The sequence below is a fragment of the Devosia sp. J2-20 genome (genome assembly GCF_055808475.1).
Map to the genome: position 1 here is coordinate 1,296,406 of NZ_CM147870.1, position 22,983 is coordinate 1,319,388.

A 22,983-nucleotide genomic window follows, 5' to 3' on the forward strand; every position below is an offset into this window, starting at 1 on the left:
CATAGCGGCAGCAAAGGGCTAAAATCAGCCCGAGAATTGTATCGAATTGGCATGCAGCAACAGGATAGCGATCAGATGATTGAGCGGATCGAAACGGGAATTGCGCCATCGTCGGCGCCGGTCAACGACGCCATCAGGGCTGGAAAACAGGTCTGGTTGGTGGCCATTGCCGAGGACCCTGCTAGCGGTGAGATCGTTAGCGGCGGCATTGCAGAACAGACGCGACGCACCATCCAGAACCTGCAGATTGCCGTTGAGGCGGCGGGTGGCTCGCTGGCCAATATTGTTCAGGTGCAGGTTTTTCTAACCGACAGTGCCGATGCCAAGGGCATGAACGCAGTCTATGCCGATTTCTTCAAGCAGCCATTCCCCGTGCGTGCCACGGTCGTGGTCAAGGAATTGCTGGCGGAAGGGCTCAAGGTCGAGATGTTGGCAACTGCGGTGCTGGGCTGATGCTACTCAAGGCTGCGCTTCTCGAGGATATCAAGGCCGGTAGGGTCGATCTGATCTTTCGACGCTGGAGCCGTCCAACGGTGAAGGCCGGTGGGACGCTCAAGACAAAGGTGGGGCTGTTGGCGATCAAGGCGATTGACGACATGTCGCCCGAAGATGTCACTGAGGCAGAAGCCAGACGCGCCGGGTTTGAGGATGTTGCCGATTTCCGCAGATGGCTCGACACGATGAAGCCGGGACATTTGTTCCAGCGCATTGAGGTGGGTTATCTTGGCGAAGCCTAAAAGGGCGTAGGCGCCACGAAGGTCATGAATTCGCCTGATGTGGGATGTGTCAGGCCCAGTTCAGCTGCGTGTAGTTGCAGTCGATCTGCGGCGGCCAGGGTTTCCGCATCCGCATAAAATGCATCGCCCAGAATCACATGGCCGATCGCCTTCATGTGAACCCTGAGCTGGTGGGTTCGCCCCGTGAGTGGGTGGAGGCGAACGCGGGTAGCGTTTGCCTCGCGCTCAAGAACAACCCATTCGGTCTGGGACGACTTGCCGTTCTCATGGTCGACGCGCTGACGCGGCTTGTTGTCCCAATCGGTCGCTAGTGGCAGGTCAACCACCCCGCTATCGCTCTCAATGATGCCGGCAACCCGGGCAATATAGGATTTGGTGGTCTTGCGGTGTTCGAACTGGCTGCCGATGCGGCCATGGGCGCGCTTGTTGAGCGCCATCACCAAAACGCCCGACGTGTCCTTGTCCAGCCGGTGACACATGCCCGCGGTAGGCCAGGTCTTTCTCGCCCGGTATTCCAGGCAATCCCATAGCGAGGGATCCTTGCCCGGCACACTGAGCAAGCCGCTCTGCTTGTCGAGCACCAGTATGTCGTCATCCTGATGCAGGACGTTGAGATAGGGCTCCATGGGCGGGGTATAGTTCAGCAGGGGGGCATGGGTCCGGACATGGCGGCCCTGTAGCAGACCGTCCGGGTTTTGACCAATAGGCTGGTTGGTTTGCGTGACCACAAATTGGAACGTCTTGTGTGCTGGCCCGTTGTGAAAGCAACAACAGACACAGGAGACTCCCATGCACAAAGATGAAGTTGAAGGCGCTGGCAAGCAGGTCAAGGGTTCGGTCAAGGACGCCGTTGGCGGTGCGACCGACAACGAGAAACTCCAGGCCGAAGGCAAGCTCGACAAGGCTGAAGGCAAGCTGCAGCAGAAGGCCGGCGAGCTCAAAGACGACGCGCGCGATGCGCTGAAGAAGTAAGTATCTGCAGATGCGCATATGAGCCGCCCCATGTGGGCGGCTTTTTTGTGCCTGGTGGTTGCAAGGCGCTGGTGTGGCCCTGGCCGGGCACGATAGGATCGCCCGATGGAAACTACGATCTTTCAAACGGCTTTGGGCGCGTTCGGCATTGGCTGGACCGACACCGGCCTTGCGCGACTGCAATTGCCGGGGCTTGAGCCTGATGAACTGGCGACGCGGATCAACCGCGATGGTGGCGTTCCGGGTGTACCGAGCCGGGCGGTCGAAGTGCTCATCAACCAGATTGAAGACTATGCCGACGGCGCTGCGGTGTCCTTTGAGCAGACACGGTTGGATCTGACGGCTGTGCCGTCGTTTCACCGCGCGGCCTATCAGGCGCTGCTGGCCTGCGGATGGGGTCAGACCACCACATATGGCGCTCTCGCCAAGACGCTGGGCGATGCGGCGCTGTCACGCGCCGTGGGACAGGCAATGGGTGCCAACCCCATCCCACTGGTCATCCCGTGTCATCGTGTGCTCGCCAGCAATGGCAAGGCCGGTGGCTTCTCAGCGCCGGGTGGTGCTTTGTCCAAGCTACGGATGCTGGCACTTGAAGGCGTGTCGGTAGGCGCGCCAGTGGGGCAGATGGGGTTTGGATTCTAGCGATGGGCATCGAGATTGAACGAAAGTTTCTGGTGCGCTCGGATGGCTGGCGCGACGGCGTGACCAGTAGTGCAGCACTGCAGCAAGGCTATCTGTCCTCGAACGCCAAGGCGACCGTGCGGGTACGCACCAAGGATGATGCGCATGGCATTTTGACGCTGAAAGGAGTAGCAGAAGGGCTCTCCAGATCAGAATTTGAATATGCCATTCCGATCGAAGAGGCCCGTGAGCTTCTGGAGATGGCGCGACCCCATGTGATCCAGAAGCGTCGGTTTCTGGTGCCGCATGCTGGCTTTGTCTGGGAAGTCGACGTGTTCGAGGGTGCCCATAGCGGCCTGGTAATGGCCGAGGTCGAACTGGAAGCGCCCGATCAGCCTGTTCCCCTACCGGACTGGGTCGGCGCTGAAGTCAGCCACGATGACCGCTATGCCAATGCCAGCCTGTCACGTACGCCCGGCGTTCCAGCATGTGAAGAGGACGTTTTGGCGCCTTCTGACCTGAGCTGAGCGGTACTCTGCGCGCGTAGGAAACGTTATATCAGCGCTGTTGCATCAGTTTTATGTTGCATGGCAATGCGTTGGCGTCGATAGAGCCCAGATGCCCGCATCCAATTCCCGCCTTGCCCTGTTGCTCGCCACATGTGGCCTGTTCTGCCTGATCGCAATGTCGACGATCATCCATGCGGCGACTTCGTCGGCCACGCTCGGACAATTGATCTTCTGGCGCAGTGCTGTCGCTCTGCCGCCCATCGTCATCTATCTGGCACTGCGGGGCCAATTGGGGGTGGCGTTGCGGACCAAGCGGCCTGGCAAGCATCTGTTGCGCGGCGTATTGGGTTGCATCGTGATGGGCCTCAACTTTACGGCACTGGCCTATCTCTCGGTCAGCGTTGCGACCGCTCTAAGCTATTTGACGCCCATCCTGTCGATGCTGGCTGCAATTGTGATCCTGCGCGAGCGCCCCAGTCTGATCGTTGTCGCGGGTGTTGCGATGGGGCTGGCCGGGGTGCTGTTGATGCTTTTTCCAGAGCTGACGGGTGCCGAGATGCGCGACGGCACACTGATCGGCATAGCCGCCGGCGTAGGCATGGCCGCAACGAGTGCCTTGTCGCGTGTGCAGGTCAAAGACCTGACGCGCACCGACCCGCCAGCCAGTATTGCATTGTCTTTTGGGGTGCTCAGCACGCTGTTTGGTCTGGCGACGCTACCATTCGGCTGGCCTGAGCTGCATGGCCAAATCCAGTTGCTGCTGGTCGGCGCTGGTATCCTGGGCGGGCTTGGACATGTGTTCATGACGGAGGCCGTCGCGCGGGCGCCGGTCACGTTGCTGGCCGGCTATGAATATACCGGCATCCTGTGGGCTTTCATGTTCGATGCGGTGCTGCTCAGCGTGCATCTGGATATCTGGACGATCGCAGGTGCTGTTGTGATCGTGTCAGCCGCCCTGACCGTGGCCTATGGCCAGGGCGCCTTCCGGCGCCCCTCTACTGCCAGCGTTTGAAGCTCTTCAGGTGCGTCAGGGACTTGGTCACCGTCTGGGTAATCTTCTCGACGCTGTCGGTGACCGGCACGATGAACACGTTCTCAGTAGTCGGATCAGGTGCCTCAAGCGTGGCGAATTGGCTGTCGAGCAGGCTGGTGGGCATGTACTCATGGCTGCGTCTGGCCATGCGCTCACCGATCACGTCGCGGCTGCCGTCCAGATAGACGAACAGAATTGGTTCGCCCGCTTTCTGGGTCAGAAAATCGCGATAGCTGCGTTTGAGGGCTGAGCACGCGCCGACAGCAGCATCCTTCCGGTCGGCCGCTTCATGCAGTGCGAGGGCAAGCCGTTCGAGCCACGGCCACCGATCCTCATCGGTTAGCGGCGTGCCCGCCCGCATTTTTTCGACATTGGCGTCGGGGTGGTAGCCGTCACCATCCAGAAACGGCACATGCAGGCGGCGGGCGATGGACTGGCCAACGGTCGATTTGCCCGAGGAGCTGACGCCCATGGCAATGATGATGCGGGCAGGGGGCTGGCTCATGGATCAGGCCGTAGCCGAGAAGGCGCCATCCACATACAGGATGTGGCCGTTGATGAAGCTGGCGGCTTCCGATGCAAGGAACACAACTGCGCCGCCCAGTTCCTCGGGCCTGCCCCAGCGTCCCATCGGCGTGCGGGCTTCTAGCCAGCTGTTGAATTTGGGGTCCTTGGACAGACTCTCATTGAGCTCGGTCGCGAAATAACCGGGGGCAATGCCGTTGACGTTCAGACCGTGCGGCGCCCAGTCAACTGCCATGCCGCGGGTTATATTGGCCACTGCCGCCTTGCTGGCCGCATAGGGGGCGATGGCGGCACGGGCCATGCCGGACATCAGGGAGCAGGTATTGATGATCTTGCCCTGGCCGCGCGAGATCATGTGGCGTGATACTGGCTGGCTGACATTGAACACGGAAGTCAAATTGGTAGCGATGAGCTGATCGAACTTTTCGGGCGGGAACGACTCAAGGCTTGAGCGGAACTGCATGCCCGCATTGTTGACCAGAATGTCGATGGGCCCGATTTCATCCTCAATGTGGTTGATCGCTTCATTAATGCTTTCGCGATTGGTCACATCAAAGGCGACGGCGTGCACAGTGGCACCGGTTGCTGCCAGATCCTGCGCAGCGGCGCCCAAGGCAACGGCGTCGCGCGCGTTGAGCACTACGGTAGCGCCGGCCTCGGCCAGAGCCTTGGCCATGGCGAGGCCAAGGCCACGACTGGAGCCGGTAACAAGGGCGCGTTTGCCGGTCAGGTCAAAGGGAGAGGGCATCAAAAATGTCTCCGAACAGAGGACGAGGCGAGAGGGCTTGCTTCAACTAACAAGAAAAACTACCATACAAGAAGGTGAATTTGCCCAAAAATTGCTTGAAAACGGCTTTCTTCGAACGCCGGATTGTGGTCAGGTTCGCCGCCGCGCGGCAGGCGTTGCGCGCATCTTATGCGAAAAATCTTCGGAAGGACTGCTAGTATGTCGACAGCGGATATCGGCCTGATCGGCCTTGCTGTGATGGGCTCAAACCTGGCCCTCAACATCGCCGAAAAAGGCTACACCATTGCTGTCCACAACCGGTCGTCCGGGCGCATTGACGAGTTCGTGGAAGAAGCCAAGGCGCAGGGACTGGATGGCAAGACTGTCCCCAAATACGATCTTGCAGAGTTCGTCCAGGCCGTGAAGAGCCCACGCTCGATCATCATCATGGTCAAGGCCGGCAAGCCAGTCGACGACATGATCGAGCAGTTGCTGCCGCATCTGGACAAGGGCGATGCGATCATCGAGTGCGGCAATTCGCTGTTCACCGATACGCAGCGCCGCTTCGACTATCTCAAGCCCAAGGGCATTGGCTATCTCGGCGCAGGTGTGTCGGGTGGTGAAGAGGGTGCCCGTCACGGCCCATCCATCATGGTGGGTGGCTCCAAAGAACAGTGGCACAATGCCGAGGCGGTGTTGACGGCAATTGCCGCCAAATTCAATGGCGAGAGCTGCTGCGCCTATCTGGGCGAAGGCGGCGCGGGCCACTTCGTCAAGACCATCCATAACGGCATTGAATATGGCGATATGCAGATGATCGCTGAAGTCTATGGCGTGATGCGTGACGGTCTGGGCATGAGCCCGAGCGAATGCGCCGACGTGTTCAAGGAATGGAACAAGGGTCCGCTGAATTCCTACCTGATCGAAATCACCGGTCATGTGCTGGCGGCGGTCGATGGCGACACGGGCAAGCCACTGGTTGAGTTGATTCTCGACAAGGCTGGTCAGAAGGGTACTGGCGTGTGGTCGGCAATTGCCGCGCAGCAGATGGGCGTGCCGGCAACAGCCATCGAAGGCGCCGTGGCTGCCCGTTCGATCTCCTCACGCAAGGAAGAACGCGTCGCGGCTGAAACCATTTATGGCAAACCGAACCGTGCCAAGACCGAAGTGACGCTGGCCGATCTCGAACAGGCTCTGCTGGCTGGCAAGATCGTTTCCTACGCACAGGGCTTTGCCGTTATCGCCAAGGCATCGGAAGAAAACGGCTGGGCCTTGCCACTGGCAACCATTGCCAAGATCTGGCGCGCCGGCTGCATTATCCGCTCGCGCTTCCTTGACCAGATGTCTGCTGCCTATGCCAAGGGTGGTAATGTCAATCTTCTGGTGGTGCCTGACTTCGTGTCGCTGATGAAGGATGCCCACCCATCGCTGCGCAAGGTTGTTGCAGCTGCTGCTGTTGGCGAATTTCCGATGATCTGCCTGTCGGCCGCGCTGAGCTATTTCGACAGCTATCGTCAGGCCCAGGGTACCGCGAACCTGATTCAGGGGCAGCGCGACTTCTTTGGCGCGCATGGCTTTGAAATCGTTGGACGTGGTACCGATCTGCACGGAACCTGGCCATCAACGCTGGGCAAGTAAGCCTCAGGGTGATTAAACGAAAGGCGCTGATCTCCGGATCGGCGCCTTTTGCATTTTGACTGGAACGACCATGGCGACCCGCAGCTTCAAACAGGCGCTCAATCTCCGTTGGCGTCGAATCTGGCTGCCGCGCTTGCGTCGTCGAGCGCTGTTTGTGGTGGGTGGCGTGTTCGTCGGGCTGGCGGCAGTCGCCATGGCCTTCATGGCTGACGGGGCGCAACACCTGTTCCGCATGGCGCAGCACCAGTGGCCCTATTTGCCGTTGCTGATAACGCCCGCCGGTTTCGCCCTTCTCGCCTGGGTAACACAGCGCTATTTCAACGGTGCGCAGGGCAGCGGGATTCCACAGGTAATAGCCGCGCGCCAGATGACGGATCTGAAGGCCAAGCAAAAGCTGGTTTCGCCCAAGCTGGCGGTCGCCAAGATGTTCCTGCTCAGCGCCGGGCTGCTGCTGGGGGCTTCGGCTGGCCGCGAGGGACCCACCGTGCAGGTTGGGGCATCGGTAATGTTCTGGTTGGGCCGGTTCGCGCCGCACCGTCAACCGGGCCTGCTTCTGGCGGGTGCCGCCGGCGGTGTGGCGGCAGCGTTCAATGCGCCATTGGCCGGGATTGTGTTCGGCATCGAAGAGATGAGCCGCTCGTTTGAGCTGCGCACCAGTGGACTGGTTCTGGGCACGGTGATCGTGGCCGGGCTGACGTCACTGGCGATACTGGGCGATTATACCTATTTTGGCCGGTCGGCCGTGACGCTGGAAATCGGGGCCCAGTGGATTGCTGTGCCCGTGGTCGGGCTGGTGTGCGGGCTGGCTGGCGGCGGTTTCAGCCGTGTGGTCATCGCGTTTGCAGTAGGCCTGCCCGGACGCGCCGGCCGTGTGATCAAGAAGCATCCGGTACTGTTTGCCGCCATTTGCGGCATGATCGTCGCTGTTGCGGGTGTGCTGACAGGCGGGGCTGCTTTCGGCACCAGTGCGGAAGAAGCCAAGGCCATTCTGGCAGGTGAAGACATCACGGGTCTGTTTGGACCGCTCAAGTTGATTGCTACCATTGCCACCGCCATCAGCGGCATTCCGGGTGGTATTTTTTCGCCATCGCTGTCGATTGGCGCGGGGTTTGCCACCCTTTTGCAGGGTATGCTGCACATTCCGATCGGCGCCCTGGCGATCATGTGCATGGCGGCCTATCTGGCAGCGGTGTTGCAGGCACCGATTACCGCTTTCGTGATTGTGACAGAAATGACCGGCAATCACGCGTTGATCTTTCCGGTCATGATGTGCGCGGTGATCGCGTCATTTGTGTCCAAGAGCGTGTGCAAGGAGGGCATTTATCATGCCCTGGCGCATCAGATCCTGCGCAAGTCTCACAGTGAACGGAACATCACGTAGCTGTCGACATAGCCATGCTCTGGGTGACGGAACGCCTCGGGCAGGGTGCCGACGATCTCAAAGCCCAGCTTGCGCCAGAGCGCGATGGCGCCGGTATTGGTTGAGACCACATGGTTGAACTGCATGGCGCGGAAGCCACGCTCGCGTGCGCGTTCCAGAGAGTGTTCGCACATGGCCCGTGCGATGCCTTTGCCGCGCGCATTGTGGGCGGTCATGTAGCCGCAATTGGCAACGTGGTCGCCGCCGCCCTGCTGATTGGCCATCAGATAATAGGTGCCCAGGATATTGCCGTCGCATTCGGCCACGAAAACCTCGTGGGTCGGGCCCAGCCAATAGGCGAGAACGGCGGCGTCATCGAGATCGGAGCGGACAGCGTAGGTATCGCCAGCGGCCAGGGTCGGCGCGACGATATCGAGGATGGGATAGGTGTCGTCCTCAGTTGCGGGGCGAATCTGGATTATTGTCATCATCTTCGTCTTCATCGATTGGCGGTACCCGGATCTGACCAGGCGGTGCCATATCCGGAACAAGCGGTTTGTTGGCGATCGAGGGGCGGTGGCCCAGCTCGAAACGCCATGCGGCAAATGCGAAGATCGCCAGAGCCACAACGACGCAGATCGCTGCCGCAAGGAAAGGCGCGCCGGGATAGTAGTTGGCGGCGGTCGGGCTACTGGTGAAATAGGAGAAAATCTGAGTAGCGGCGAGCGGGCCAATAATGGTGGCCAACGAATTGGCGGCGTTGACCGCGCCCTGCAGTTCCCCCTGCGCATTGTCGGGGACCTGACGCGATAGAATGCCGTTGATGGCAGGCGGAGCCAGACCGCTGATCGCGCCGATCATGATGAAGACGTAGAGGTAGAAGACCTCGTCCGTGAAGGCGACGCCTGCAAAGGCTACGGCGGCAGCCAGCAGGCCCAGCATGGCCACGGGTGGTTCGCCCATGCGTTTGACCATGGGCCCGACCAGAACAGCCTGGCTGATGGCAAAACCGATACCGAAGGCACCCAGCGCGCGGCCAATATTGGATGAGGTGAACTGGAACACCTCAACTGTGAAATAGCTGAACACCGTCGGCAGCGCCTGCGCGGCCAGCGAAAAGGCGAACAGCACGCCCAGCAGCCAGACGACCAGCGGATACTGGCGCAGGGCGATGATGGCACCGAATGGGTTGGCGCGCCGGATATCGAACTTGCGGCGCGAATGCTTGGGCAGGCTTTCGGGCAGGACCAGCAGGCCAAACAGGAAGTTGGCGAAGGCCAGTCCGGCGGCGGCCATGAACGGCACGCGCGGGCCGATTTCGCCCAGCTCGCCACCAATTACGGGGCCGATGATAAACCCCAGGCCGAAAGCGGCGCCGATCAGTCCAAAACGATGGGTCCGCTTATGGGGTGGGGTGATGTCTGCCATATAGGCTGTGGCCGTGGCGACGGCGGCGCCGGCGATACCCGCGATAATCCGACCCACAAACAGATACCAGACGACCGGTGCGATCGACATCATGGCATAGTCAAAGGTCAGGCCCAGCAGGGATGCCAAGAGGACCGGGCGGCGCCCGAAGCGATCAGACAGATTGCCCAAGACTGGCGAAAAGACGAACTGCATGAAGGCATAGGCGAAGATGAGATAGCCGCCGATGACCGCGGCATTGGCGACGCTGCCGCCGGTCAGTTCTTCCAGTAGTTCAGGCAGTACCGGCACAATGATGCCAACACCGATCATATCAAGCAGGATCGTCACCAGGATGCAGGCGAGAGTCAGGCGTGAGCGGGTCGCAGCTTGCATACTTGGGCGCTTACTTGTGAAATCCGGGAGGGCCAGTGGGTGTGTCGCGCAGTTGACACAGCCGGTGCGACCAAAGCAAGGCCGAAGGACGCAGGGTATCGATTGTGAGGGCGCGCGGCGCTCACTTATCGAGTCGTTTCAGGCCCTTGCGGTGCGGCGTTGACAAGGTGATTCACTTCGATTTTTGGATCGGCATCATGACCATACAGCCAAGCCAGTCGGCGCAGATGGCCGTGGCTGCCCTGCGCAGCAATCACCAGATCGCGTGCTATGCTCAATGGCCAGGGCATGTGGAAAATCCGGCCATTGGTCGTGCTGGCGGCCGAGACACGAGATACGCGCGGCTGGCGAATGGCTTGATAGCGCGCGAAGGCTTCGTCGGCGCTGGGTTGGCTGATCAGTAGGGGAGCCAGAACTGCGGCGTCTTCAATGCCCATCGCTGCGCCCTGTGCCTGAAAAGGCACCATGGCATGGGCGGCGTCGCCGATCAGGCCGATATTGCCTTCATACCAGTGGGAAGCGTCGACAGTGTAGAGCGGCCAAGGTGTCCAAGTCTCGCCAGCGGCTTTGACGATGGTGGCTATATGGCGGCTGTCGACATTTGTCAGCGGCAGTGGTGTCGCCTTGGTTGGTATGCGTGGCACTCTGGCAAAAAGGGCGACATTGACCTGTCTGCGGTGCGGCAACGGGTAGCAGACCATGTGGTAACCCGGGCCGAACAGAACCGAGACGCGATCGAGCGCCAGTTCATCGGCAACCGAATCGAAAGGCAACAGGGTCCGCCAGGCGACTCGCTTGCGGTCCTGCGCGTGAGGCCCGCCGAGCAGATCAAGGCGGGTTTGTGAGCGGACACCATCGGCGCCGATGAAAGCGTTGCCGCGACTGGTGCGGGTCTGCCCATCCGCTTCGTCGATGGAAACCGTCACGCCGCGCGCGTGGGAAACCACGTCCCAGTTGCGCACGCCGAACAGGATATCGATATTGGCGAAGCGTCGGGTTGCCTTGTAGAGCGCATCCGCCAGATCAGCGCGATGCATGATCACATAGGGAGCGCCAAAACGCTCCTGCATGGTCTGACCGAGCGCCAGCGTGACCAAGGGCCGGGTTTTTCGATATGGGTAGATGTCGATGCCCGCAGGCTCGAGGCTGCGTTTGGCTATGGCCGCTTCCAAGCCGAGTTGGTCGAGAACCCTGCGGGCGTTTGGGCTGACCTGCAGCCCCGCGCCAAACTCGGAGATAACGGCATTGCGCTCGAGTACCACAACAGTGGCGCCAAATTTGGCCAAGGCCAAGGCCAGCGTCAGACCGCTAATGCCGGCGCCAGCAATGTAATAGGTCCTGCCTGTGCCCGGCATTTGCGCGCCGACTTAGGCAGCGTCGGCCTGATAGACAGCCGAAAGCGGGTTCGAGGTGCCTTCGTCCAGACGCGAATTGAACACGTAGTGGGTCGAGCAATATGGGCAGACGATCTCGCTGTCCTTGCCCATATCGAGATAGATATGAGGATGGTCAAACGGGGGCAGGGCGCCAATGCACTGGAATTCCTTGGACCCGACCTCGATCTGACGAAGACCTTCGGTATTGTGGAAGTGAGGCGTTGTGCCGTGTGCCATCGAAAAGAACCCGGTGCGATGATTTGATTTGGCCGGACCTTAGTCCAAGCCTTGGGGCAAGGGAAGGCTCGGACAAACCAATCAGCTATTGATTTCGTGCTTCATTCCCGCGAACAGACCCTAACGGTTCGCACGCGCAGCATCTGGTGAGAAACATGCCCACTTTCCAATCCGACGGCCTGACCCTGAATTACGAGATTGTCGGCGAGGGCCCGCCCGTGCTGTGCATTCACGGATTTGCCTCGAGCGGGCAGGTTAACTGGGTCGATGTCGGCTGGGTCGAGACGCTCGTTAACGCGGGATATTCGGCCATCACGCTGGACAATCGTGGCCACGGCAAGTCTGACAAGCCGCATGATCCCGAGCGCTATCATCCGCAGGATATGGCCCGCGACGCGGTGGCGCTGCTGGATCATCTGGACCTCCAGCAAGCCGCAGTGCTCGGCTACTCAATGGGCGCCCGCATCGCGGCATTCATGGCCTTTGAGCACGAGGAGCGCGTCGCGTGTGTCGTCTTCGGTGGCATGGGGATGAACCTGATCAATGGTCTCAGCGACGGAAATGACATCATTGCCGGTCTGCGGGCGCCCTCACTGGAGGCGCTGACACACCCGACCGCGCGGCAGTTCAGGATCTTCGCCGATCATACCAAGTCGGACCGTGAAGCCCTTGCTGCATGCATGGAAACCTCCCGCGCACCGATGGCGCGTGCCGATGTGCGGCGCATCAATGTGCCGGCCCTGGTGGCTGTGGGCGAAACGGACGCCATGGCCGGGCCGCCAGAGCCACTGGCAAAGTTGATGCCTCAGGGCGAAGCCTTTGTGATTCCCAAGCGCGATCACATGCGCGCCACCGGGGACAAGGCGTTCAAGGCAGCGGGACTGGCATTTTTGAGCAGAACGTTCCCCTCGAACAGCCATTCGTGAACCAAATGGTGTGCCCGGGCTTTGTCTTGCAGGACGAATTGGCCTATATCGGTGCCAGACGATAAAGCGGAGCCCCGCCATGACAACCAGCGCCAAGACAGCAGCCAAAGCTCGAGCAGCGATCAAATCGGTCGATCCGGTGTGGGAGGCTGTGCGGGCAGGGGCGCGGCAGATTGTTGAAGCCGAGCCGTCACTGGCTAGTCTGGCGGTTTCGGCTGTGCTCAACCACGAGACTTTTGAGCAGGCGCTGGCGCACCGTCTGGCGGCGCGCCTTGATCATGAAGACGTTTCCTCGGATCTGATCCGACAGGCCTTTGCCGAGATCCTGCAGGATTTCCCTGAGATCGCCGCCAATGCGCGCGCAGACCTGGCGGCAACGCTGGAGCGTGATCCGGCCTGCCATCGTGCGATCGAGCCCTTGTTGTTCTTCAAGGGTTATCAAGCCATTCAGACACATCGCTTTGCCCATGCCATGTACAAGGCCGGACGACGCGATTTTGCGCTCTACCTGCAAAGCCGTTCAAGCCAGGTCTTCCAGGTAGACATCAACCCGGCCGTGGTGATCGGCAAGGGGATCATGCTCGATCATGGTACCGGTCTGGTGATTGGCGAAACAGCAGTGGTTGGCGACAATGTATCGATCCTTCAGGGCGTTACCCTGGGCGGTACGGGCAAGTCCGATCAGGATCGTCACCCCAAGATCGGCAATGGTGTGCTGATTGGCGCGGGCGCCAAGGTGCTGGGTAATATCAAGATCGGGGACTGCTCGCGGGTAGGCGCTGGTTCGGTAGTGCTCAAGGAAGTGCCGCCACGGGTGACTGTCGCCGGTGTGCCTGCCAAGGTTATCGGCACCGCCGGATGCGCCCAGCCAGCGCTGGTGATGGACCAGATGGTGCTCGTGCACGACGCTGGCAGCTAGCGCTGCAAGGCGGCGCTGGCAGTTGTCACCGCTAAAATGCCATTTATCAGGGGTTGTATGCAGGGCGTTGGTGACTAGATTGCCGGCTCAACCCAAACCAGCAGGACATCGACAGTGAACCAACCCGAGATCATCAAGCTGCAGAAGTTCCTGCAGGTGAAGTTCAACAATCCCAATATTGATGTGCGGCCCCGCCCCAAGCTCAACGACTCGGTTGAGGTCTATATCGGCGAGGAATCGGTGGGATTGATTCACCTGGACGACGAAGACGGGGACAAGTCCTACATCTTCAACATGTCGATCCTGGATATTGATCTGGACGATATCGAATAGCGATCAATATGCGCCGATGGTTGTGAGCCAGCGCTCGATCTCGGCATCAAACTGGCGCCACGATTGCAAAACCGTGGCGTCAAACGCGTAAATGGCGGCCATGCCGCTGGGCAGATAGACGGTGCGCACACATTGCTGCGTGCCCTCTGCCGCCACAGCCTCAAGACATTTTGCCACGAACGGGTTGGGTGAGATGGCGTCATACCAGACGCTCTCGCCGGAAAAGCCATTGCTGTCTTGCATGGGCTTGCCCACCAGTCCGGGCACGCCAGTCAGCGTCTCATCGGTAAATTGATGCAAATACACGCCGTCGAGCAGGCTGGCGCTGGTGCGCGCCCGGCTGCGTGGCAGCAGGGTCACGTCCACGGGCATGGCCGCGCCATCGTTGCCGGTGAGCATGACGCGCAAATCAATCTGATTGGTGAAGCCGCTGCGGATCTGCTCCCCGAAGCGGAACCACGCTGTGGGAATAGCCAGTTCGCGACCGGATATGGTTTGGGTGATGGTGTTGCCGTCGCTAAGGCTTGGAACGTGGGGGCGTGTTGATCGGCTCAATTCATCGATCAGATAGGCCATGCCCACGGCGATCAGCAGCACCAGAACGGCGATGCCAGCCATGTTGTAGGCCAAGCCGTGTGGGGCGTGAGCTTGAGGCGCTGGGACGTGTGGAGAACTCATTACCAGCGTTAACCAGATTCGGTGTGGAGAGGTGACAGACGATTGGGCGGTCAATATGCTTAATTAAGGGTTAAGATTTGCGGGTTGCGTCTAGCGCCGCACATTAAGGGGTCGAACGTCATGACCAAGGAACTGATACTGGCCGCGTTCTTGATTTGTGTGGGGCTTTGCCTGGCGGGAGCGGGGACCCATGCCTATCAGTGGTTGTCGAAACAGCAGGCTGCGCTGCGCTATGACGGCAACAGCTTTGTTGGCTCCATGGGCAATCTGGCCATGAGCTTTGTTTGCGGCCCCTACATCATGCTGCAGCTGGGCTGGCGCCATGAAGATGATGGCACCATGTCGATGACATCGATGCTCGTCTCGGCGGTTGTAGCCTTTGGCTGGGCGTTCGTTACGGGCTTGATGTTCATGGGCGCCTACGTCGCCATTCGGTATTAGGCGCGCTTGCTGCCGGACGTCACCCGGCAGCGCTTATGCGCCGACGCAATGAGGCCAGCTTCGCGAAACGAAGCTGGCCTCATTCATCAGACCCCTATCAGGGATAGGCTTGGGGCGGGGTCCGGAAACTGGTTGTTGCGCTAGTTGATCCCGGCGGTGGCAAACACCACTTCGCGGTTGTCGATCATGTCGACCCACTGGCCGGCATTGGCCTGAGACTGACGCTTGATGAATTTGTAGGGGGTGGCGTTCCACAGATCGACTGAGCCGATCTGGTTGTCGAGTACCAGGTCGCCGCGATCGGTGCGGGCGATCAGCACAGCGTGGCCTTCGCCATTGGCCTGCTTGACCACAGCAATCAGCAAGGTGCTGGCGGGCCAGCCGGCATTGATCAGCTCGCGGCGTTTGGCCAGTGCGTAGTCTTCACAGTCGCCATAGCCGTTGGGATAGGTCCAGAATTCGTTGACCCGATAGAGGTCCTGATCGGTCACAGGCACCACTGTGCCGTTCACATGAGCGTTTACTGTGAGCAATTGCTGCCAGAGGGCTTCATTGAGTGCGACAGCTGGCACGAGCTGCGCATTGGCGCGGCATTCACTGGGCCGCTGCTGGCAGAACTGGGCGTGGCCAACCGGAATGCTGGTGGTGCCGGACAGCGTCTGCACAAATGCAGCGTTGTTGGTGTCCAGTGCCTGGGCGGGGATGGCGAGAAGAGCCAGCGCGATCAAAGCGCCGAACAGTGCCGTTCCCAGTCCCTTTTTGTTGGTGTTCATCGAGTGATCTCCCTGATGGAGACCACGTTAGAGAGGCCGACTTGCCCCGATAGAAAAACTGCCGTGTAGTTTTTATGCGTGTTTTATCGATTGAATTCCGGATCGATTAACCATGCATTCCAGCAGCTTAGCCTGCGCTGTTCAGGAGGAGAGTCTGGCGAGTACAGATTGATAGACATCGTCGTCCTGGCTGCGGCCTTCGCGGCACTGTTTGGAGCCCAGATGAATCGTCGTGGCACTCGCCAAACGCTCAGAATGGTAGGTGAAGTCTTCCTGCATGGTGGCGTTGCGTCGCGCGAGCCAGTTCTGGTGATGCGCAATCAGGTTCTGCCCGGCCGCATCGACCACGATCACGGTGACGCAGACATGGTCGTAATCATACTCGTCATTATTGGTCAGACGCTGGCTGAGACCCAGCTTGCCGCTGGCAGGGTTCAGCGTAATGGCGATGTCGACCCATTGATCGCGCTTCCAGTCCCATTTTTCGTGAAATGGCGGGCAGGCGAGCGCAGAGCCTCCCGGATTGCATGAGCTGATATCGATGCTCTGCCATGCATAGTTGCGCCAGTCTGCGCGGCCGTCGGCGCTGGCTGATTGAACCAGTGTCAGCGATAGGCATACGGCCAGGGCAATAGCGATGGGGCGCAGGATAGCTGTCATGGCGGTGTGATAACCGGCGATGACCGATCCTGCCAATGGCATCGCTGCGGATCTCAGGATCGCCAGGCGATCAATTCATGCGGAGGTTCTGCTGCACGACGGTGAGCATTTCCTGGGCCGAAATGAATTCGACGCCGACACCGTTCTGGAAGTGACGCGCCACGCGGGCCCGCATGCGACCCAGGGTGACAGCTGTGCCGATGGCTGGGCGTACATCGAGTTCAACGGCGGCGCCGGAGAGCGAAATATCGATGATCTTGCAATTATAGCGCCGGCCATCGTCCAGGGCGACGGTAGAGTGGCGAATATCAGGCACCACGCGTTCGTGCCGGCGATCTTCGGGCAGATTGAGCGCGTCCTTGTTGGCCAGCCAGGTCAGTTGGGCGGCCATCTTGTCACGCTTCCGCGGCGAGGCGGCCAGATCCATGACGAAGCCGCCCTCGATCTGGCTGAGAATGGTGCCTTCGATACGGCCGATCAGGTCAAGATAGGCGATGACCTTTTCGCCCACGCCACCAGCGGCAGGCGCGATGGCGATCGCATCACCCGGTGACATTTCGAGAACCTGACAGGGAAATTCCCGGCGATCGGCCAGCATGTAGCGGCCAAGTACAGAGACCTGGACGCGCTGAAATTTTCCGGCCGTCGCAGCGGTGCGGACTGGGGCAACAAACTGCGGTGAGGGGAGATCGTCGCTAAGCATTCTCTGACCGCTAAACCCATTGTGTTTCTACCTTAAGCTAGCGGCTCTTGGTTAACGCATGGTTTTGCATGTCAGCAGTTTGCGCGGCAAATGCCGCGCAAATTGAATTGGTGTTGTTGGCGGCTTGCTTACTGACGTCCGCCGTCGATAACGGCGAGATGGGCGTAGCGCCGTGCGGTGCGGCCAAAGACTGTCGCTGGCATGGCGCTAGGCGCCGTGTGACTGGCATAGGTGACATCGCTGCCGACATTGGTGGCGACTTCGCGCACCTTGTCTTCGAGCGCAATATCATCAGGCCAGATCAGGCGCAGGCCAGTGATGCGCTGTTCCATGATGGGCTGAACGCCAAGCCAGTAAGGCTCATCGAGCGCAGTCATGGCGCCGAGCAGGCGCGTATGAGTGGAGCCATTGTGCCGCAGGGGCATCAGGATGGTCTCGAAGTTCACCTTGGTGTGCAGGGCAGTGGTGCCCTGGAAGGTAACCAGCGCGACAGCATGATCTTCGGTTACTGCACGGATCAGGGTGTCCATGGCGTCGCCGTCGCGTTCGTGCCAGAGCGCTGAGAAAGAGCGTCCCTTGAGTTCACGGCAATAGCTGGTGCACAAGTGCGAGCCGGCCAGACGGAACGAAAACTTGTCGCTTTCGTCGAGCTCAAGAATGAATGTATTGGCCAGTGCAGAACGGATCTGCGTGGGATCAATGTCCTTCCGTTCCGGCGCGCTACGCGAGCCGCGGATGGAGTTCCAATAATCATAGAGCGTCTTGGTGCTCGTTTTCTGCATGTTCTGTGACCCGCCATTCGAGCATCCACGTTCCCCCCTGATGGAACGCTTCTGCGATGAGGAGACTTTCGCAAAACCTGACGGCAAAAGCGCTCTTAAAGAAAGGTTAAGGTTAACGTGGGTGTGCCAATGTGGAAAAGAGAGCTGGAAGCCGCAGGGCGCCAGCGAGTCGGAGTGAAGTGATGTCTGAACAAGGTTTCACACCAGAGAACACCCCGCCTGCCGGGCGTGAGCCGGTGTTCCTGTTGCCCGGCGCGGTGACAGCCATGATCGGTGTTCTGGTGGCGATTCACCTCGCGTCAACCTTCGTGCTTAACCCGGACGGCATGGCGCAATTGGTGTTCTGGTTTGCGTTCCAGCCCCTGCGAATCCTAGCTGGTGCCAGCGATATTGCCCTGGCTGTACCGCTGATCTGGACGCCTTTCACCCATGCCTTGATGCATGGCGGGTGGGAGCATCTGCTATTCAACGTAGCGTGGTTCGCCATCTTTGCGACACCCGTGACCCGCCGCTATGGGGCAGGGCCGATGCTGGCCATCTTTTTTGTGTCGGCAGCGGCGGGCGCTGCTTTCTTTGCAGCAACGACCTTGACCTCCGGTGCCTATCTGATTGGAGCGTCCGGCGGGGTTTCAGGTCTGACCGGTGCGGCCGTGCGCTTTATTTTCCAGCCGGTGATCGTGGCGCAACATCCAGAAACCGGTCAGCGGGTGATTGTCGGGCGCAAGCTGGCGAGCTTTGCTGACATGTGGCGCGATACGCGCACGCGCAGTTTTGTGTTGATCTGGGTGGTGCTCAACGCGGCAGTGCCGCTGCTGCCCCTGTTTACCGGCGCCTCAGTTGCTGTCGCTTGGCAGGCGCATTTGGGCGGCTTTATTGCAGGTATCGCAATGGTTGGACTGTTTGAGCGGCGTAGCTAAGCCTTGCTGGCGTAGACCTGCTTGGGATCAAACAACCGGGGCAGGCCCGTATCTTCAAGCGTAGCAACGCCGTCATGGACCGCCGCACGCCGATAAAAGCAGGATTTTCGCCCCGTGTGGCAGGCTGCGCCGCGCCCGGTCTGATTGACCACGAGAACAATGGCGTCCTGATCGCAATCGGTGCGCAGTTCGACGACCTGCTGGGTTTCGCCTGAGGTTTCGCCCTTCTTCCACATTTTGGCGCGCGAGCGTGACCAGTAGTGGGCGATGCCGGTTTCCAGCGTCAGCGCCAGAGCCTCGGCGTTCATGTGGGCGAGCATGAGCACGTCTTTGCTGCCCGCTTCCACGGTCACGACAGTCACCAGGCCCGCCGCATCAAAGCGCGGGGCAAAGCTTGTGCCTTCTTCAAGCTGGTCATGGTTCAGGGCGGCGGGGTCGGCGAAGGATATGCTCATGGCATTCTTCTAGCGCCACCCGGCAGTTTGATCCAGCTGCTTAGCGCTTGCCGATCATGGCCAGGAAACGGTCCTGTTCGACCCGGTCTTCGGCGAACACGCCGGTGAAGCGATGGGTGATGGTGGATGCGCCGTGTGCCCGAACCCCGCGCATCGACATGCACATATGCTCTGCCTCAAGCATAACGGCGGCACCGCGGGGATTAAGGTGCTCATTGATGGCGTCGACGATCTGGGCCGTAAGATTTTCCTGAGTCTGGAGGCGGCGCGCATAGACCTCGACCAGCCGTGCCAACTTGGAGAGGCCAACCACGCCATCATGGGGCAGGTAGGCGATATGGGCCTTGCCCACGAACGGCACCATGTGGTGTTCACAGTGGGAATTGAACGGAATGTCGCGCACCAGCACGATGTCGTCATAGCCGCCGACATCCTTGAAGGTCTTGGACAGCACGGTGCCCGCATCCTGATCATAGCCGGCAAAAAATTCGCCATAGGCACGCGTCACGCGACCGGGGGTCTCCAGCAAACCTTCACGACCGGGATCGTCGCCGGCCCAGGCGAGCAGCGTGCGCACAGCGGCTTCTGCTTCTTCACGGCTGGGGCGGCGAATTTCTGTGGTGCTAGCGAGAACGGCGCCGACTGGCTTGGTGTGGGCATCCATGGTGGCGGCTCCTTTGCGCGACGACCCTTGTTACGCAGTCGACGCGATTTTGGACCAGTTGGCCCGACGACCTGACAGTCCGCATTTCAGCCCCTATATAAGGGGCGCCTCCAGAGGCGACAAGAAACAGAATTGTTTGGTTGATGGAACTCAGCGATCTCTATTCTCAGAAGATCCTCGATCTTGCGGGAAATGCCCAACAGCCGCCGCGGCTGGCGGCGCCGCATGCCAGTGCGCGCAAGGTGAGCCGCGTCTGCGGCTCAGTGATTGAGGTTGATCTCAACATCGAAGACGGTGTGATCGTCTCCTATGGTCACGATGTCTCCGCCTGTGCGCTCGGCCAGACTTCTGCAGCAGTGGTGGCGCGAGAGGTTGTCGGTACTCCGGTGGACCAATTCCGGGCGTTGCGCGATCAGATGCATGCCATGCTCAAGGACAATGGCGCGCCGCCAGCCGGCAAATGGAGCGATCTGGGCTATCTTGAGCCGGTGCGGGAGTATCGCGCACGACACATGTCGACCCTGCTGGTGTTTGATGCGGTAGTTGCGGCAATCGAAAAAGCTGAATCCGCAGAATCGGTTGAGATGGTTCGCTGATGAATGGATTCATTGCAGCGGTGTGGCGCTTGATTGATCTGCCGTTCAAGTTCGCGGCGGTCCTGCTGATCACCATATATCGCTACACGCTGTCGGCCTTTGTTGGTCGAACCTGTCGGCATTTGCCCAGCTGCTCAGAATACACCGGCAACGCGATCTGGAAATTCGGGTTCTGGCCCGGCGGCTGGATGGGGCTGGCGCGCTTTGTGCGGTGTCGTCCTGGCGGGACGGATGGCTATGATCCGGTGCCAGAGGCGATGCCGGAACGCGCATGTTGGTATCGACCATGGACGTATGGGCGCTGGAAATAATTGTCAGGCATGCTAGACAGGCGCCCGTGCTGCAATAATTGCGGCATTATTCCTATTTCTGGAGATCAAAAATGACGATCAAGGTGACGTTTCCCGACGGTGCAACTCGCGACTATCCGCGCGGCACCACTGGGACCACCATCGTCGAGGGTGTCTCCAAGAGCCTGGCCAAGAAAACCGTCGCGATGCGGTGGAATGGCACGCTCAGCGATTTGAGCGACGCACTCGAGGCCGACGGCAAGATCGAGTTCGTGACCCGTGACAGCGGCTCCAAGGATGTGCTGGAGCTGATCCGGCACGATGCCGCTCACGTGCTGGCTGAAGCCGTTCAGGAATTGTGGCCCGATACGCAGGTGACGATTGGCCCGGTGATCGAGAACGGCTTCTACTACGACTTCAAGCGTGACGAGCCGTTTTCGGAAGAAGATTTCCCCGCCATCGAAAAGAAGATGGCTGAGATCATTGCGCGCGGCGCTGCCTTTACCAAGGAAGTGTGGACGCGCGATCAGGCCAAGGACTTCTTTTCGGCGCGGGGCGAGAACTTCAAGGTCGAACTGGTCGATGCCATTCCGGCTGACCAGTCGCTGAAAATGTACAAGCAGGGGCAGTGGATCGACCTTTGCCGTGGCCCGCACATGCGTTCGGTCAAGGACGTTGGTGTTGCTTTCAAGCTGACCAAGGTGGCCGGCGCCTATTGGCGTGGCGATAGCAACAACCCGGTATTGAGCCGCATTTACGGTACCGCCTTCGCCACCAAGGATGAGCTGGACGGCTATCTGCACATGGTCGAAGAGGCTGAAAAGCGCGACCACCGCAAGATCGGGCAGGAAATGGATCTCTACCATTTCCAGTCCGAGGCGATGGGCAGCGTCTTCTGGCACCCGAAGGGTTTTGTACTGTTTAACCAGATGGAAGGCTATATCCGGCGTCGTCTGGATACGGCTGGCTATCAGGAAGTGAAGACGCCGCAGCTGATGAGCTCCAAGTTTTGGGAGCAGTCGGGCCATTGGGGCAAGTATCGCGAAAACATGTTCGTGGTGCCCGATGAAGTGCCCGGCACGGAGGATGAAGGTCCCGTGCTAAGCGGCAAGGGCGATCTGATGGCGCTCAAGCCGATGAACTGCCCGGCGCACGTGCAGATCTTCAATCAGGGCATCAAGAGCTATCGCGACCTGCCGCTGCGCATGGCGGAGTTTGGCTGCTGTCACCGCAACGAGGCGCATGGCGCCTTGCACGGCCTGATGCGTGTGCGTCAGATGACCCAGGACGACGCGCACATTTTCTGTCGCGAAGACCAGATTCAGTCTGAGACCGAGCACTTCGTGCACCTGCTCTACTCGGTGTACGGCCATATGGGCTTTGACAATGTGATCATCAAGCTGGCGACGCGCCCCGAGAAGTTCGGTGGCACGATCGAACGCTGGGATGCGGCCGAAAAGGCGCTGGGCGATGCTCTGCGCGCGACGGGTTATGATTTCGAGATCGCAGAAGGCGAGGGCGCGTTCTACGCGCCCAAGCTGGAATTCCACCTCAAGGACGCCATTGGCCGGTCTTGGCAGGTGGGCACGCTGCAGCTCGATTATGTCCTGCCCGAACGGCTCGATGCGACCTATGTCGCCGAGGATGGCTCACGTCAGTATGCCGTGATGCTGCACCGCGCGATCCTGGGCTCGCTTGAGCGCTTTATCGGCATGCTGATTGAGAACTATGCCGGCAGGATGCCGATGTGGCTGGCCCCAACGCAGGTTGTGGTGGCGACCATTGTTTCGGAAGCCGACGATTATGCCGAAAAGCTGGTGCGCCAGCTCAAGGCCGCCGGTATTCGTGCCGAGCTCGACGTGCGCAATCAGAAGATCAACTACAAGGTGCGTGAGCACTCGGTAGGCAAGGTTCCGCTGATGTTTGTCGTGGGCAAGCGCGAGGCTGAGGAGGGGACTGTTTCGGTCCGTCGCCTGGGCACTGAAGGGCAAAAGGTCGAGCCGTTCATGGACGCTTTGGTAGCCCTGATGGCGGAGGCCACCCCGCCGGACCTCAAGGAAAAGGCAGCCTGAGCCATGCCGCAACGGCCGTCCAACCGTGAAATCAAGGTCATCACCCATATGGGTGAGGACAATCTGCTCGGCCCCGATGACTTCAAGGATGTGGGCGAAAAGGTCTTTGCCCGCATGCTCGCAAAAGGCTGGATTGAGACCACCGCCATTGAGGGCAAGTACAAGGCGACCCTGAAGGGTCTGATCATCCACGAAGGCGAAATCATCTACGCCGGACGTTTGCGCAGCTAACCAGA

General features: G+C 59.9%; 31 protein-coding genes. 17 read left to right on the forward strand and 14 right to left on the reverse strand.

Annotated features, from left to right (window positions below):
• Positions 1 to 51: 51 nt before the first annotated feature.
• Positions 52 to 453, forward strand: coding sequence for a RidA family protein (locus AC0L37_RS06325; RefSeq protein WP_282221672.1), 402 nt, complete (start codon positions 52 to 54; stop codon positions 451 to 453).
• Positions 453 to 737, forward strand: coding sequence for an ASCH domain-containing protein (locus tag AC0L37_RS06330; protein WP_282221671.1), 285 nt, complete (start codon positions 453 to 455; stop codon positions 735 to 737). The genes AC0L37_RS06325 and AC0L37_RS06330 overlap by 1 nt, the downstream gene beginning before the upstream one ends.
• On the opposite strand, the gene AC0L37_RS06335 is transcribed toward AC0L37_RS06330, so the two are convergent.
• The gene (locus tag AC0L37_RS06335) at positions 734 to 1,363 is read right to left on the reverse strand and encodes an RluA family pseudouridine synthase (protein WP_282223014.1); all 630 of its coding nucleotides are present in this window, start codon (positions 1,361 to 1,363) and stop codon (positions 734 to 736) included. The two genes, AC0L37_RS06330 and AC0L37_RS06335, sit on opposite strands and share 4 nt — an antisense overlap.
• Positions 1,364 to 1,526: 163 nt before the next feature.
• On the opposite strand from AC0L37_RS06335, the gene AC0L37_RS06340 reads away from it, so the two are divergent.
• The 4 genes from AC0L37_RS06340 to AC0L37_RS06355 all read left to right on the forward strand — a co-directional run bounded on the left by AC0L37_RS06340 (position 1,527) and on the right by AC0L37_RS06355 (position 3,851).
• Positions 1,527 to 1,709, forward strand: a complete 183-nt coding sequence (locus tag AC0L37_RS06340) for a CsbD family protein (RefSeq protein ID WP_212657568.1) — start codon at positions 1,527 to 1,529, stop codon at positions 1,707 to 1,709.
• A gap of 105 nt (positions 1,710 to 1,814) precedes the next feature.
• The gene (locus tag AC0L37_RS06345) at positions 1,815 to 2,351 is read left to right on the forward strand and encodes a methylated-DNA--[protein]-cysteine S-methyltransferase (RefSeq protein ID WP_282221670.1); all 537 of its coding nucleotides are present in this window, start codon (positions 1,815 to 1,817) and stop codon (positions 2,349 to 2,351) included.
• Between the two features lie 2 nt (positions 2,352 to 2,353).
• Positions 2,354 to 2,857 (forward strand): CYTH domain-containing protein, encoded by a 504-nt coding sequence (locus tag AC0L37_RS06350; protein WP_269369403.1) that lies wholly within the window; start codon positions 2,354 to 2,356, stop codon positions 2,855 to 2,857.
• A gap of 91 nt (positions 2,858 to 2,948) precedes the next feature.
• Positions 2,949 to 3,851 carry a DMT family transporter gene (locus AC0L37_RS06355; protein ID WP_282221669.1) on the forward strand — a complete coding sequence of 301 codons (903 nt, stop codon included), beginning with the start codon at positions 2,949 to 2,951 and terminating at the stop codon, positions 3,849 to 3,851.
• On the opposite strand, the gene AC0L37_RS06360 is transcribed toward AC0L37_RS06355, so the two are convergent.
• Both AC0L37_RS06360 and AC0L37_RS06365 read right to left on the reverse strand, forming a co-directional pair.
• A complete protein-coding gene (locus tag AC0L37_RS06360) occupies positions 3,835 to 4,377 on the reverse strand; it encodes a gluconokinase (protein ID WP_282221668.1) in 543 nt (180 codons plus the stop codon). The genes AC0L37_RS06355 and AC0L37_RS06360 overlap by 17 nt on opposite strands.
• 3 nt (positions 4,378 to 4,380) lie before the next feature.
• Positions 4,381 to 5,145, reverse strand: a complete 765-nt coding sequence (locus AC0L37_RS06365; protein WP_282221667.1) for a glucose 1-dehydrogenase — start codon at positions 5,143 to 5,145, stop codon at positions 4,381 to 4,383.
• A 198-nt stretch (positions 5,146 to 5,343) separates the two neighbouring features.
• Here AC0L37_RS06365 and gndA point away from each other — a divergent pair, with 198 nt between their 5' ends.
• Complete coding sequence (gene gndA / locus AC0L37_RS06370) at positions 5,344 to 6,762, forward strand: NADP-dependent phosphogluconate dehydrogenase (protein WP_282221666.1); 1,419 nt, start codon at positions 5,344 to 5,346, stop codon at positions 6,760 to 6,762.
• Between the two features lie 70 nt (positions 6,763 to 6,832).
• Positions 6,833 to 8,143, forward strand: coding sequence for a chloride channel protein (locus AC0L37_RS06375; protein WP_282221665.1), 1,311 nt, complete (start codon positions 6,833 to 6,835; stop codon positions 8,141 to 8,143).
• On the opposite strand, the gene AC0L37_RS06380 is transcribed toward AC0L37_RS06375, so the two are convergent.
• The 4 genes from AC0L37_RS06380 to AC0L37_RS06395 form a co-directional block, all read right to left on the reverse strand.
• On the reverse strand, positions 8,119 to 8,601 hold the full coding sequence (locus AC0L37_RS06380) for a GNAT family N-acetyltransferase (protein WP_269369462.1): 483 nt from the start codon (positions 8,599 to 8,601) through the stop codon (positions 8,119 to 8,121). The two genes, AC0L37_RS06375 and AC0L37_RS06380, sit on opposite strands and share 25 nt — an antisense overlap.
• Positions 8,579 to 9,925 carry a TCR/Tet family MFS transporter gene (locus AC0L37_RS06385; RefSeq protein WP_212657576.1) on the reverse strand — a complete coding sequence of 449 codons (1,347 nt, stop codon included), beginning with the start codon at positions 9,923 to 9,925 and terminating at the stop codon, positions 8,579 to 8,581. Before AC0L37_RS06385 ends, AC0L37_RS06380 begins: the two co-directional genes overlap by 23 nt.
• Before the next feature lie 125 nt (positions 9,926 to 10,050).
• Positions 10,051 to 11,280: an FAD-dependent monooxygenase gene (locus tag AC0L37_RS06390; protein WP_282221664.1), complete on the reverse strand. Its 1,230-nt coding sequence runs from the start codon at positions 11,278 to 11,280 to the stop codon at positions 10,051 to 10,053.
• 12 nt (positions 11,281 to 11,292) lie between these two features.
• The gene (locus tag AC0L37_RS06395) at positions 11,293 to 11,538 is read right to left on the reverse strand and encodes a zinc-finger domain-containing protein (RefSeq protein WP_212657578.1); all 246 of its coding nucleotides are present in this window, start codon (positions 11,536 to 11,538) and stop codon (positions 11,293 to 11,295) included.
• A 155-nt stretch (positions 11,539 to 11,693) separates the two neighbouring features.
• Between AC0L37_RS06395 and AC0L37_RS06400 the strand changes: the two genes are divergently transcribed.
• The 3 genes from AC0L37_RS06400 to AC0L37_RS06410 all read left to right on the forward strand — a co-directional run bounded on the left by AC0L37_RS06400 (position 11,694) and on the right by AC0L37_RS06410 (position 13,716).
• Positions 11,694 to 12,464: an alpha/beta fold hydrolase gene (locus AC0L37_RS06400; protein ID WP_282221663.1), complete on the forward strand. Its 771-nt coding sequence runs from the start codon at positions 11,694 to 11,696 to the stop codon at positions 12,462 to 12,464.
• 79 nt (positions 12,465 to 12,543) lie between these two features.
• Positions 12,544 to 13,383: a serine O-acetyltransferase gene (gene cysE / locus AC0L37_RS06405; protein WP_212657580.1), complete on the forward strand. Its 840-nt coding sequence runs from the start codon at positions 12,544 to 12,546 to the stop codon at positions 13,381 to 13,383.
• Positions 13,384 to 13,497: 114 nt separating this feature from the next.
• On the forward strand, positions 13,498 to 13,716 hold the full coding sequence (locus AC0L37_RS06410; protein ID WP_212657581.1) for a DUF3126 family protein: 219 nt from the start codon (positions 13,498 to 13,500) through the stop codon (positions 13,714 to 13,716).
• Positions 13,717 to 13,719: 3 nt separating this feature from the next.
• Here the strand turns inward: AC0L37_RS06410 and AC0L37_RS06415 are convergent, their stop codons facing one another.
• On the reverse strand, positions 13,720 to 14,334 hold the full coding sequence (locus AC0L37_RS06415) for a hypothetical protein (RefSeq protein WP_212657582.1): 615 nt from the start codon (positions 14,332 to 14,334) through the stop codon (positions 13,720 to 13,722).
• A 180-nt stretch (positions 14,335 to 14,514) separates the two neighbouring features.
• On the opposite strand from AC0L37_RS06415, the gene AC0L37_RS06420 reads away from it, so the two are divergent.
• A complete protein-coding gene (locus AC0L37_RS06420; RefSeq protein WP_282221662.1) occupies positions 14,515 to 14,835 on the forward strand; it encodes a DUF6949 family protein in 321 nt (106 codons plus the stop codon).
• Positions 14,836 to 14,975: 140 nt separating this feature from the next.
• Here the strand turns inward: AC0L37_RS06420 and AC0L37_RS06425 are convergent, their stop codons facing one another.
• The 4 genes from AC0L37_RS06425 to AC0L37_RS06440 form a co-directional block, all read right to left on the reverse strand.
• Positions 14,976 to 15,608 (reverse strand): transglutaminase-like cysteine peptidase, encoded by a 633-nt coding sequence (locus AC0L37_RS06425; protein WP_212657584.1) that lies wholly within the window; start codon positions 15,606 to 15,608, stop codon positions 14,976 to 14,978.
• Positions 15,609 to 15,749: 141 nt separating this feature from the next.
• Positions 15,750 to 16,310 carry a hypothetical protein gene (locus tag AC0L37_RS06430; protein ID WP_282221661.1) on the reverse strand — a complete coding sequence of 187 codons (561 nt, stop codon included), beginning with the start codon at positions 16,308 to 16,310 and terminating at the stop codon, positions 15,750 to 15,752.
• 28 nt (positions 16,311 to 16,338) lie between these two features.
• Entirely contained in the window at positions 16,339 to 16,971 is a 633-nt protein-coding gene (locus AC0L37_RS06435; RefSeq protein WP_282221660.1) for a PilZ domain-containing protein, read from the reverse strand.
• A 128-nt stretch (positions 16,972 to 17,099) separates the two neighbouring features.
• Entirely contained in the window at positions 17,100 to 17,753 is a 654-nt protein-coding gene (locus AC0L37_RS06440; RefSeq protein WP_212657587.1) for a PAS domain-containing protein, read from the reverse strand.
• Positions 17,754 to 17,935: 182 nt separating this feature from the next.
• On the opposite strand from AC0L37_RS06440, the gene AC0L37_RS06445 reads away from it, so the two are divergent.
• The gene (locus AC0L37_RS06445) at positions 17,936 to 18,670 is read left to right on the forward strand and encodes a rhomboid family intramembrane serine protease (RefSeq protein WP_282221659.1); all 735 of its coding nucleotides are present in this window, start codon (positions 17,936 to 17,938) and stop codon (positions 18,668 to 18,670) included.
• Here AC0L37_RS06445 and hisI read toward each other — a convergent pair.
• Both hisI and folE read right to left on the reverse strand, forming a co-directional pair.
• Positions 18,667 to 19,125, reverse strand: coding sequence for a phosphoribosyl-AMP cyclohydrolase (hisI, locus tag AC0L37_RS06450; RefSeq protein ID WP_269369428.1), 459 nt, complete (start codon positions 19,123 to 19,125; stop codon positions 18,667 to 18,669). The two genes, AC0L37_RS06445 and hisI, sit on opposite strands and share 4 nt — an antisense overlap.
• A gap of 40 nt (positions 19,126 to 19,165) precedes the next feature.
• Entirely contained in the window at positions 19,166 to 19,789 is a 624-nt protein-coding gene (gene folE / locus AC0L37_RS06455) for a GTP cyclohydrolase I FolE (protein WP_212657590.1), read from the reverse strand.
• 143 nt (positions 19,790 to 19,932) lie between these two features.
• Here folE and AC0L37_RS06460 point away from each other — a divergent pair, with 143 nt between their 5' ends.
• From AC0L37_RS06460 to AC0L37_RS06475, 4 genes are all read left to right on the forward strand, one after another.
• Complete coding sequence (locus AC0L37_RS06460) at positions 19,933 to 20,385, forward strand: iron-sulfur cluster assembly scaffold protein (RefSeq protein ID WP_282221658.1); 453 nt, start codon at positions 19,933 to 19,935, stop codon at positions 20,383 to 20,385.
• Positions 20,385 to 20,696, forward strand: coding sequence for a membrane protein insertion efficiency factor YidD (gene yidD / locus AC0L37_RS06465; RefSeq protein ID WP_282221657.1), 312 nt, complete (start codon positions 20,385 to 20,387; stop codon positions 20,694 to 20,696). Before AC0L37_RS06460 ends, yidD begins: the two co-directional genes overlap by 1 nt.
• Before the next feature lie 71 nt (positions 20,697 to 20,767).
• On the forward strand, positions 20,768 to 22,747 hold the full coding sequence (gene thrS, locus AC0L37_RS06470; RefSeq protein ID WP_282221656.1) for a threonine--tRNA ligase: 1,980 nt from the start codon (positions 20,768 to 20,770) through the stop codon (positions 22,745 to 22,747).
• A 3-nt stretch (positions 22,748 to 22,750) separates the two neighbouring features.
• Positions 22,751 to 22,978: a hypothetical protein gene (locus tag AC0L37_RS06475; protein WP_212657594.1), complete on the forward strand. Its 228-nt coding sequence runs from the start codon at positions 22,751 to 22,753 to the stop codon at positions 22,976 to 22,978.
• The last annotated feature ends 5 nt before the right edge of the window (positions 22,979 to 22,983 follow it).